Source organism: uncultured Mycobacterium sp. (assembly GCF_964249325.1).
In the GTDB taxonomy this organism is placed as follows: Bacteria; Actinomycetota; Actinomycetes; order Mycobacteriales; family Mycobacteriaceae; genus Mycobacterium.
The window spans coordinates 1-9,961 of record NZ_CAXUCH010000163.1 but is presented as its reverse complement, the minus strand read 5'-3'; the positions used below and the strand labels follow the sequence as shown (position 1 = coordinate 9,961).

Sequence of the window (9,961 nt, the reverse complement as noted above, 5' to 3'; positions counted from 1 at the left end):
TCCGCAACCCCTCATCAACACCAGCGGTGCCATTGCGCACCAACTCGAGCCAAGTCGGGTTTGCAGATCATTTAGTACCCTGACTAGCTAGCCGCGTGTTCAGACTGAGCCGGGCAGCCGAAGGGTCTTGACTGGAACGACCCCGAGCCCGAGCATTTGTTTCCCGCCCTCGTCGCCAACGTCGACCGAGTTGAGGAGCGTCTAGCCAGCACGTCTCGCCGAGACGATCTCCGTCCACGCGATCGGTACGCGCGTCGATGTTGCGCCGCTACGATCGTGCGATGACGTCCTCGGCGCTGTGGCGGCCGCGGCACAAATCGGTGGTAATCACCGGCGCGTCAAGCGGACTCGGCCGGGCGGCCGCCTTGCACCTCGCCGATCTCGGTTACCGGGTGTTCGCGGGCGTGCGGTCAACGTCAAGCGCCGAGGACCTCATCAATCTGCCCACGTCGGCTGGTGAATTGATCCCGGTACTCCTGGACGTCACCGACGCAAGCTCAATCGCGCGGGCCGGCGATTATGTTGAACTACGGTGTGCCGACACCGGAGTGTGGGCCGTGGTGAACAACGCCGGTGTCTGCGTCAGTGCGCCACTGGAGTGCCTTCCGATCGACGCGCTGCGCACTCAGCTCGAAACTAATCTCATTGGGGCGCTGCAAATTACGCGACGTTTTCTGCCGTTGCTGCGTGCCTCGAAGGGCCGGATCGTCAACGTCAGCTCCAGTATCGGCAACGTAACACCGCCGTTTCTCGGCGCGTACGCGGCAGCTGAGTTGGGTAAAGAAGCGTTGAGTGATGCGCTGCGCCGCGAATTGCGGCCACTGGGGGTGCGGGTTTCGGTGATCCAGCCCGGCGTAGTAGAGACGCCGATCTGGCGCAAGGTGCGCGCCTCGGCCGAACAGATCATCGGCACGGCCCCCGCCGAAGTTGCCGCCACGTACCGCAGCCGGTTGACCGCTTTTCTGGACGCCCATGAAACCCACGTGTATGCGAGCAAGACCACTCCGATGCAGTATGCCAACGCAGTTGCGGCCGCCTTGGTCGCCAAACGGCCGAAAACTCGCTACCGGGTGGGCGCGGATCCATGGATCAGTACGGTGGCGCGACGTCTCACGCCGGATCGGGTGCTGGACGTTCTGGTCGCCCTGGCCGTCAGCAGATCGCGATAAGCTGCGCTGCGCGAAAGCACCGCCACCAGTTTGGTCCTCCGGCAGTCGGGGAAGCCGCAATCCTGACGTGAACGAACTCAGCCAACCGGTGTCCCGCAGTCGTAGGCTGGATCTCGCCAGCACTGGAGAGTACGGCGAATGAACCGATCGAGTGGCTTTCTTCGGCGGACGTCGCGGCGCACCTTCCGCGACCGTCATGAAGCCGGGCGCGTGCTGGCCGAGGAACTATCGTCCTACCGCGGCCGCGATGGCCTGCTCGTGTACGGGCTGGCCCGCGGCGGCCTTCCCGTCGGATGGGAAGTCGCCGCAGCGCTGCACGCCGACCTCGACGTGTTCTTGGTCCGCAAGCTGGGCGTGCCGCAGTGGAGCGAACTCGCCATGGGGGCGTTGGCCAGCGGCGGCGGCGTGGTGATGAACGACAACGTGGTATCCAGCCTTCGCATCAGCGACGAGCAGGTGCGCGCGGTCATCGAACGCGAAACCGCTGAACTCAAGCGGCGCGAGCAGGCCTATCGCGGCGATCGCCCCGTGGCCGACCCGCGCGGCAAAACCGTGATCCTGGTCGACGACGGCATCGCCACCGGTGCCAGCATGCTTGCTGCGGTGCGCGCCGTGCGGGCGTCCGGCCCGCAAGCGGTCGTGGTCGCCGTCCCGGTCGGCCCGCCGTCCGCGTGCCAGCAACTGGCCCAGGAGGCCGACGACGTGGTGTGCGCGACGATGCCGCCCGCGTTCGAGGCGGTGGGGCAGGTCTACGACGACTTTCACCAAGTCAGCGACGACGAGGTCCGTGACCTGCTGGCCACCCCGCCATGGTAAGGTGCCCGTCAGAACTGAGCTTCAGCGGCCCTCGCGGAGGTGTACGGCCGGTGCTTAACGAGTGTCGTCGTCCCTGACGGCGTCACCCTGGTCAGCCTCGGGCGCCAGCTTCTCGCCGGTGGCCGTGCCCGATTCGGCGCTGCTGTGCTCCTCCGGGACGTCTTCGGGGTAGTCCGCGTAATCGCCTTCGGTGACGCCGCTATCCGGACCACCGGATACGCCATATCCGCTCTGGCCTGCGCCTGGTCGCGCCTCGGCACTCGCCGGAACGGGTTCACCACCAGAGCCGCCAGCCTGGCGCCGCTGGCGTTCCTGCAGCGCGTCGATGATCAGCAGCACCACGCCCAACACGCTGGCGCCGATGCACACCCATGCCACCAACTCGTTGCTGGTGACGACCGCGAACACCAACGCGGCAAGGCCTATCACCGCGAGCACCAGCGCAATAATCAGCATCGGTCAATCCTCCAGCCGACGGGGCAGCGACTGCTAAGCCTGCCAGCGCCGACGCAAGCCGCGCAGACCGGGCCCGCTCGACTAGTTAGTACCCCGATTGAACTGGTTGAACCCGCCGGCCTCATTAGCGGCGCTGGAATCCACCGGTGCTGCCGAGCCGCGCTGGCCGAGCTCTTCGAGCTGGGACTCCAGGTAGGTCTTCAGCCGGGTGCGGTATTCGCGCTCAAACGTGCGAAGTTGCTCCAGCCGGCCTTCCAGCACCGTGCGCTGCTGGTTGATGGTCCCCATGATCTCGGAATGCTTGCGTTCGGCGTCGGCCTGCAACGCGTCGGCCTTCTCCTGCGCCTGCCGCAGCTGCGCCTCCGACCGGGTCTGGGCATCGGCCAACATTGCGTCCGCGCGCTGCCGGGCCTCGGCGATCGTGGAGTCGGCTTCACGCCGGGCGTCGGCCAGAATCTGGTCGGCGTTGGCGCGCGCATCGGCCAGCAGCTTGTCCGCCTCTGCCTTGGCGGTGCTGGTCAGCCGGTCGGCGGTGTCCTGGGCCAGGCTCAGCACCTTGGCCGCCTTGATGGCCTGATCCTCACCGATCTCCACGGGCGCCGCGGGTGCCGCGGCCGGGGCCGGTGCGCGCTCCGGTTCGGGCTCGGGGCGATAAAGCGGAATCGCTTCGGTCTGTTGAGCGCCGCCACCGCTGCGGGCGCTAGCCAACTCTTGCTCCAATTCGTTGACCCGCTGGCGGAGATCGGAATTCTCCTCGATGAGCCGGGTGAGCTCGGTTTCCACCAGGTCGAGGAAGGCGTCGACCTCGTCTTCGTTATAGCCACGCTTGCCGATCGGCGGCTTACTGAACGCCACATTGTGGACGTCGGCTGGTGTGAGCGGCATTCTTTGCCCCCTCGACTCTGTACGGTCAAACGATCTGGAAAGTGTAGAACGGCCTGCTAGCCGTACCGCAACTGTCGCCCATCCTGTCACACCAGACCCGGCGGTTGCAGATGAGACCGATAATTAAGAACGAATTTCAAAATTTAAGATTTGCCGAATGCCGACTTAAGGCACGAGAAATCCGCGCTGCGAACACTTTTGGCTCGGGCCGGACCATCCCTGTCGCGGCTCAAGCGGCGGCGCTGAATGCCAGCTGCATGCCGATGAACGCAACCAGCAGCAACACCATGATGGACAAATCGAAGCGAACCGCACCGATCGTGAGCTGCGGAATCAACCGGCGTAACAGCTTCACCGGAGGATCAGTGAGCGACATGATGATCTCCAGGATCACCACCGTCGCGCCGCGCGGATGCCAGTCACGGCTGAACGAGCGGACGAACTCGACAACGACCCGGGCGATCAGCAGCAGCCAGAAGACGAACAGCGCGAAACCGAGGATTTCGAAGAACAACGCCAACGAGAGCCCGACCTTACTAATGAGAATGTGACATCGACGACACGGTCACCGTGACCAATGCGACGACCGACAGCCTACCGACTGCGGCTGCCGACCCACACAGCCGTGCCCTGCGCTCGCCGCGCGACAGGCTGTTGCTCGCTACTGGTAGGCGTAGAACCCTGTCTCGGCGATTCGGCGGCGCTCCTCCGGCGACACCTCGACGTCCGCGGGCGACAGCAGGAACACCTTGGTAGCGACCTTGTCGAACGATCCCCGCAGCCCGAACGCCAAACCCGCGGCGAAGTCCACCAGCCGTTTGGCTTCGGCGTTGTCCAGTGACACCAAGTCGATGATCACCGGGTTGCCGTCGCGGAAACGCTCGCCGATGGTGCGGGCCTCGGTGTAGTCCTTGGGCCGCAGCGTGGTGATCTTCGACAGCGGGCTGCCCTCGTCGAACAGCATCGCCATCCGGCGCGGGTCCATCGCCAGCGCGCCGCGGGTCGAGCCGCGCAATAGCCCAAATCGAGGCCGGCCCAGTTCACTTCGGTCGTAGTCGCGGGGCCGGAAGCGGTGGTCGTCGGGGTAGCCGCTGCGGTAGCTGCCCGGCGGATAGTCGTCGGGCTCGCCGCGCGGATCGTCGTAGTCCCGCGCCTCGTAGCGGCTGTAGCCGTCGTCGAACCGGTGCCGGGAGTAACCGCTGCGGGAGGGAGCGCGGTCGTCGTCGTAGTACTCGTCCTCGTAGTCCTCCATCGGAGCCATACCGAAGTAGGCCTTGACCTTGTGCAGTGTGCTCATCGCGTGACCCCTTCTGGATGCGGTGCCTTTGATGAAGGTGTGACTACAGTGGCGTATCACGGTGACCGTAACGGTCGAGGACCAAATAGCGCGGTACCGACACGCACACAGGTCGAACCATGTTTTATCGCTACTTCCAGGTCGTTCGACATCCCGGCGGACAGCCCCACCGCGCTCGGGTGCGACCGGCGGACCCGGTCATGCTCCGATTGCAGGCGGTCGAAGGCCGTGTCCGGATCCCAATCCAGCGGCGGAATGCCCATCAATCCCACCAGCTCGAGGTTGTCGGCGGCCGCGATCTGCGCGCAGATCTCGTCAACCGCGTCGGGCGCCGAGACGTCGACGCCGCCGCGGGACACGTCGCCGTCGAGACTGATCTGGACGTAGATCCTCATCGGGTCGCGCCGATGGCCTTCCGCGCGGGCCACACCCACCGCCCGGTCGAGCGCGGCCGCCGTGCGCACGCTGCTGACCGAATGCACGGTGTGCGACCAGCGTGCCAGTGACCGGGCCTTGTTGCGCTGGATCTGACCGACCATGTGCCAGCACAGCGGCGGTGACGTCGGGCCTAATAACTGGGCGACTTCACGGACCTTTGCCGAGGCTTCCTGATCGCGGGATTCGCCAACGGATGTACAACCCAGTCGCGACAAAATCGCAACATCGGTTGCTGGAAAGAATTTGGTAATCGGTAGAAGCTCAATTTCTTCGAGTTTGCGGCCCGCCGCCTCGGCGGCCGTCGCCAATCGGGATCGCAGTGCGGCCAAAGCATTGGCCAATTCCAATTCGCGCTCTTCTCGGGCTTCCGGGCTGAGCCCGACGTCGGCCACGGCGTTCATTCCATCCACACCAGCGACGCCAGCCGCCCGGTCGGCGCGCCGCGGCGGTGGCTGAACAGGCCCGGGTCGTCCACCGTGCAGCGCCGGTCGATGTCAATGGCTTCAACGCCCAATTCGCTTAACTGGCAAGCGATTCCGGCTCGCAGGTCGAGTCCGGGCGTGCCGGCTGACGTGCTGGTACGGCTGCCCGGCAGCGCCGCGTCGACCTCGTCGGCCATCGCTGCGGGCACTTCGTAGTTGCGCCCGCTGACCGCGGGACCGAGCAAAACGGAGATGTCTTCGGTGTGCGCACCGACAGACAGCATCGTGTCCAGTGCCCGCGCCACCACGCCGCGCTGGGCACCGACGCGCCCGGCGTGTACCGCCGCGACCACGCCGGCCCGGGCATCGGCCATCAACACCGGCACGCAGTCGGCGCTCACCACGGCCAGCGCCAGCCGCGGCGTGGTGGTCACCAAGGCGTCGGTGCCGTCGACGGCGGCACTCTGCGGCTCGTCGACCACCTCGACGTGATCGCCGTGGACCTGGTTCATCCACACCACCCGGTCGGCGCCGAGTCCGATCGTCGCGGCCAGCCGCGCCCGGTTGGCCGCCACCGCCGCGGGGTCGTCACCGACGTGGTCACCGAGATTGAAGGTGTCGAACGGCGGGGCCGAGACACCGCCCGCCCGGGTGGTGATCACCCGCCGGATGCGATAGCTCACCTGCCCAGTATTAGCGCCGCATGAACGGCGGCACGTCGACGTCCTCGTCGTCGTCATCGCCGCCGATGTTGAACGTCGTGCCGTTGGTGGGCACCGGGACGCTCACCGCGTCCGCCGGCTCGAAGAGCGTCGAGGAGACCTTGCCGTGCTTGCCTGGGGCGATCGTCGGAGTTTCACCACCGCTCCCGATCGGCCTGCGGCTGGGTCCGGTCGACGCGAAACCGGCCGCGATCACGGTGACCCGCACTTCGTCGCCGAGTGAATCGTCGATGACGGTGCCGAAAATGATGTTGGCGTCTTGATGGGCGGCGTCTTGCACGAGCGACGCCGCCTCGTTGATCTCGAACAGGCCCAGGTCGCTGCCGCCGGCGATCGACATCAGCACGCCTTGTGCGCCCTCCATGGACTGTTCCAGCAGCGGTGAGTTGATCGCGATCTCGGCCGCTTTGAGTGCTCGGCCCTCGCCACGGGCGGAGCCGATGCCCATCAGCGCGGTGCCGGCCCCGGACATGATTCCCTTGACGTCGGCGAAGTCGACGTTGATCAGCCCCGGCGTGGTGATGAGGTCGGTGATCCCCTGCACCCCGTTGAGCAGCACCTCATCGGCGCTGCGGAACGCATCCATCAGCGACACTTGGGCGTCGCCCATCTGCAGCAGCCGGTCGTTGGGGATCACGATCAGCGTGTCACAGCTTTCCCGCAGCGTGGCGATGCCGGTTTCCGCTTGTTGGCTGCGCCGCTTGCCCTCGAACGAGAAGGGTCGGGTTACCACGCCGACCGTCAACGCGCCGAGCTTGCGGGCGATGCTCGCAACGACGGGCGCCCCGCCGGTGCCGGTACCGCCGCCTTCGCCGGCGGTGACGAACACCATGTCCGCCCCGCGCAACAGCTCTTCGATCTCGTCCTTGGCGTCTTCGGCGGCCTTGCGCCCTACCTCCGGATCGGCGCCGGCGCCGAGGCCACGGGTGGAGTCACGGCCGACGTCGAGTTTGACGTCGGCATCGCTCATCAGCAGCGCTTGGGCGTCGGTGTTGATCGCGATGAACTCCACGCCCTTGAGGCCCTGCTCGATCATCCGGTTGACGGCGTTAACACCGCCGCCGCCGATACCCACGACTTTGATGACGGCCAGGTAGTTATGCGGGGGGGTCATCATTGCGTCTTCCTCCCTGGTGGCTTGGCCTGGTGGCGAAGCTCCTTGGCGACCCTCGGCGAGTCCCTAAACCCTCAACCTCAACCTTAGGCTTAGAGTTATGTCAAGTAGTTCCGCGCAACCAGAACCGTATGGCCGCGGTGCGTGCTCGTGATGCAGGCGCGCCGACGCGTCGCCGTGAATTTCGGCCGTTTTTCTGCCGCGCCCCGGGCGCCGCCTTACTTGACCGTCGGTAAATCTGGACTGGACACGTCGTAGGTTCGCCCCGGCTGCGTCATCAATGCGGCGAGTTTCTCGGCCTTCTCCTCGGTGCGGTCGGTGGTCCCCCAGATCACTGTTCGCCCGTCGGCCAGCGTCAACGTGATGGAGGCAACCGACGGAGCCGCGACCCGGCCGACCTGGCCCGCAACCTCCGGGCGCAGCGCGGTGAGCACCGCCAGCACGGCCTTGGTGGCCGGGTCCGTCGGACCGGGATTGTCGACGTCGATGTAGGGCAGCGACGGCGGTGGCGGGGCGGTCGCGAAGTCGACACCGTCACGGTCGTAGAGGTGCGGGCCATCGGGAAAGTCCTTGACCACCAAGGGAATTCGCTCGACGATGGTGATCCGCAGCGCCGACGGGTACTGACGCTGCACCCTCGCGCTGGCCACCCGCCGGATCGCCGCCACGCGGTCGGCGACCGCGTCGGTGTCGATCTGCAGCAGCGGCGTCCCGGGCTGCACCTGCGCCGCGTCGAGTACCTCGTCGCGAGTCACCGCGCCGGTTCCGGTGACGACGATGCTGCGCGCGGACATCGCCGGCGTGAAGTACAGGATCAGCCCCAGCCCGACAGTGAGCACCGCCAACAGCACCGTCGCGAGCATCATCTTCAAGCCGCGAACCGCGCCGCGCGGAACGGGTTTGCCCTCGCCGAGCATGCCGCCGCGGGCCTTACGTTTGGCCTCCCGGCGGGCCTCTTCGATAGCCCTGGCCCGGGCTTCCGCGGCTCGGCGCTCCGCGCGCTCCTGACGCGCCCGACGACGCGGGCCTTCCAAGCGGATCGCCCCCGAGTCGGGGGTTTCACCCTCCGGGCTGGCGATCGGCTCGGTCACCGCCTCGGTCGCCGGCCCGGACGTCGGTTCACTCACCACTGCTCCCCGGGGCGGCCCGGCAACGTGCGGTTGGCCCGTACCCGCAGCGCGGTCACGATCTCCGGCGCGAGCATGGTCACGTCGCCGGCGCCCATGGTGACCACGACGTCGCCGGGCCGTGCCGCCGCGGCCACCGCTTCAGCGACGGCGGAGAAATCCGGAACATAGTGCACCGGCACGCTGACGTGCTCGGCCACAGTGGCTCCGCTCACCCCGGCCAGCGGTTGTTCGCGCGCGCCATAGACATCGAGCACGAAGACCTCGTCGGCGGCATCGAGGGCGTGGCCGAACTCAGCTGCGAAAGCCTTTGTCCGCGAATACAAATGGGGCTGGAAAACCACCAGCGCCCGACCGTTGCCGCTTTGCTCCAACAGTGTGCGAACAGCGGCCAGAGTCGCGCTGATCTCGGTCGGGTGGTGGGCGTAGTCGTCGAATACCCGCACCGATGCCGCAGTGCCGATCAGCTCGAATCGCCGGCGCACCCCTTCAAAGCCGGCCAGCCCGTCGAGCACCGACTCAGGTGGGGCGCCGATTTCGACAGCGGCAAGGAATGCGCCCAACGCGTTGAGCGCCATGTGCCGGCCCGGCACCGATAACCGCATCGCCCACGGGTTGGGGTCGCCGGTTAGCTGGATGTGCGCCACCGCGCCGGTACCTTGCTGCTCCCACGACAGGAGCGTGGCGGTTGGGGCGCACCTCCCGCTTACGGAGGCATGATCGGTGGGCTGGCTGCCATAGCGCAGCACCCGAATTCCCAGTGCGGCAGTGCGTTCAGCCAGCGCGGCGGCTCCCGGATCGTCGGTGCAGACCACCAGCGCTCCGCCGGGGGCAAGGCGTTCGACAAAGGAGTCGAACACCGCGGTATACGCATCGACGCTGCCGAAGAAGTCGAGATGATCGGACTCGATGTTGGTGACGACTGCGACGTGGGGCGTGTACTCCAGCAGCGAGCCGTCACTTTCGTCGGCCTCGGCGACGAAGTAGTCGCCGCTGCCGTGGTGGGCGTTGGTCCCGGCCTCGCCCAACTCGCCGCCGACCGCGAAGGACGGATCGAGCCCGCAGTGCTGCAGCGCGACGATCAGCATCGACGTCGTCGTCGTCTTTCCGTGCGTACCGGTGACCATAAAGGTGGTGCGCCCGGCCATCAGCTTGGCCAGCACGCCCGGTCTCAGTAGCACCGGGATGCCGCGACGGCGGGCTTCGACCAGCTCGGGGTTGGTCTTGGGGAGCGCGGCATGGGTGGTGATGACCGCGGTCGGCCCGCCGGGCAGCAGATCCAGCGACGAGGTGTCGTGGCCGATGCGGATCAGCGCACCGCGGGCGCGCAATGCACGCACACCCCGCGACTCTTTGGCGTCGGACCCCGAGACCATCCCGCCGCGGTCCAGCAGGATGCGGGCAATACCCGACATGCCGGCTCCCCCAATGCCGACCATGTGCACCCGCTGCAACTCCGGCGGCAGCGACGTGTCACTCACCGTCGCCCCGTTCCCGTCGGCGGCCGCTCACGCG

General features: G+C 66.9%; 10 protein-coding genes and 1 pseudogene. 2 read left to right on the top strand and 9 right to left on the bottom strand.

Features of this window, described 5'->3' with window-relative positions:
- Positions 1–281: 281 nt before the first annotated feature.
- Positions 282–1,169 carry an SDR family NAD(P)-dependent oxidoreductase gene (locus ACFE99_RS17925; protein ID WP_375487617.1) on the top strand — a complete coding sequence of 296 codons (888 nt, stop codon included), beginning with the start codon at positions 282–284 and terminating at the stop codon, positions 1,167–1,169.
- A 132-nt stretch (positions 1,170–1,301) separates the two neighbouring features.
- Positions 1,302–1,985 (top strand): annotated as a pseudogene (locus tag ACFE99_RS17920) (phosphoribosyltransferase); the annotation flags it as partial.
- Between the two features lie 54 nt (positions 1,986–2,039).
- Here the strand turns inward: ACFE99_RS17920 and ACFE99_RS17915 are convergent.
- The 9 genes from ACFE99_RS17915 to murC form a co-directional block, all read right to left on the bottom strand.
- The gene (locus tag ACFE99_RS17915) at positions 2,040–2,441 is read right to left on the bottom strand and encodes a hypothetical protein (RefSeq protein ID WP_375487615.1); all 402 of its coding nucleotides are present in this window, start codon (positions 2,439–2,441) and stop codon (positions 2,040–2,042) included.
- A gap of 81 nt (positions 2,442–2,522) precedes the next feature.
- Positions 2,523–3,326 (bottom strand): DivIVA domain-containing protein, encoded by an 804-nt coding sequence (locus ACFE99_RS17910; RefSeq protein ID WP_375487613.1) that lies wholly within the window; start codon positions 3,324–3,326, stop codon positions 2,523–2,525.
- A gap of 229 nt (positions 3,327–3,555) precedes the next feature.
- Positions 3,556–3,846 carry a YggT family protein gene (locus tag ACFE99_RS17905; protein WP_083088894.1) on the bottom strand — a complete coding sequence of 97 codons (291 nt, stop codon included), beginning with the start codon at positions 3,844–3,846 and terminating at the stop codon, positions 3,556–3,558.
- A 141-nt stretch (positions 3,847–3,987) separates the two neighbouring features.
- Positions 3,988–4,623: a cell division protein SepF gene (locus tag ACFE99_RS17900; protein WP_375487611.1), complete on the bottom strand. Its 636-nt coding sequence runs from the start codon at positions 4,621–4,623 to the stop codon at positions 3,988–3,990.
- A gap of 56 nt (positions 4,624–4,679) precedes the next feature.
- Positions 4,680–5,462, bottom strand: a complete 783-nt coding sequence (locus tag ACFE99_RS17895; RefSeq protein ID WP_375487609.1) for a YggS family pyridoxal phosphate-dependent enzyme — start codon at positions 5,460–5,462, stop codon at positions 4,680–4,682.
- A complete protein-coding gene (gene pgeF / locus ACFE99_RS17890) occupies positions 5,459–6,166 on the bottom strand; it encodes a peptidoglycan editing factor PgeF (RefSeq protein WP_375487607.1) in 708 nt (235 codons plus the stop codon). The genes ACFE99_RS17895 and pgeF overlap by 4 nt, the downstream gene beginning before the upstream one ends.
- A 10-nt stretch (positions 6,167–6,176) precedes the next feature.
- Positions 6,177–7,319 (bottom strand): cell division protein FtsZ, encoded by a 1,143-nt coding sequence (gene ftsZ, locus ACFE99_RS17885; RefSeq protein WP_375487619.1) that lies wholly within the window; start codon positions 7,317–7,319, stop codon positions 6,177–6,179.
- Between the two features lie 218 nt (positions 7,320–7,537).
- Positions 7,538–8,449: a cell division protein FtsQ/DivIB gene (locus tag ACFE99_RS17880; protein ID WP_375487605.1), complete on the bottom strand. Its 912-nt coding sequence runs from the start codon at positions 8,447–8,449 to the stop codon at positions 7,538–7,540.
- Positions 8,443–9,927 carry a UDP-N-acetylmuramate--L-alanine ligase gene (gene murC, locus ACFE99_RS17875; RefSeq protein WP_375487603.1) on the bottom strand — a complete coding sequence of 495 codons (1,485 nt, stop codon included), beginning with the start codon at positions 9,925–9,927 and terminating at the stop codon, positions 8,443–8,445. The genes ACFE99_RS17880 and murC overlap by 7 nt, the downstream gene beginning before the upstream one ends.
- Positions 9,928–9,961: the final 34 nt, after the last annotated feature.

Coding starts and splice junctions, on each gene's coding strand:
- ACFE99_RS17925 (WP_375487617.1), top strand. CDS start 282: ATGACGTCCTCGGCGCTGTGGCGGCCGCGGCACAAATCGGTGGTAATC.
- ACFE99_RS17915 (WP_375487615.1), bottom strand. CDS start 2,441: ATGCTGATTATTGCGCTGGTGCTCGCGGTGATAGGCCTTGCCGCGTTG.
- ACFE99_RS17910 (WP_375487613.1), bottom strand. CDS start 3,326: ATGCCGCTCACACCAGCCGACGTCCACAATGTGGCGTTCAGTAAGCCG.
- ACFE99_RS17900 (WP_375487611.1), bottom strand. CDS start 4,623: ATGAGCACACTGCACAAGGTCAAGGCCTACTTCGGTATGGCTCCGATG.
- ACFE99_RS17895 (WP_375487609.1), bottom strand. CDS start 5,462: ATGAACGCCGTGGCCGACGTCGGGCTCAGCCCGGAAGCCCGAGAAGAG.
- ftsZ (WP_375487619.1), bottom strand. CDS start 7,319: ATGACCCCCCCGCATAACTACCTGGCCGTCATCAAAGTCGTGGGTATC.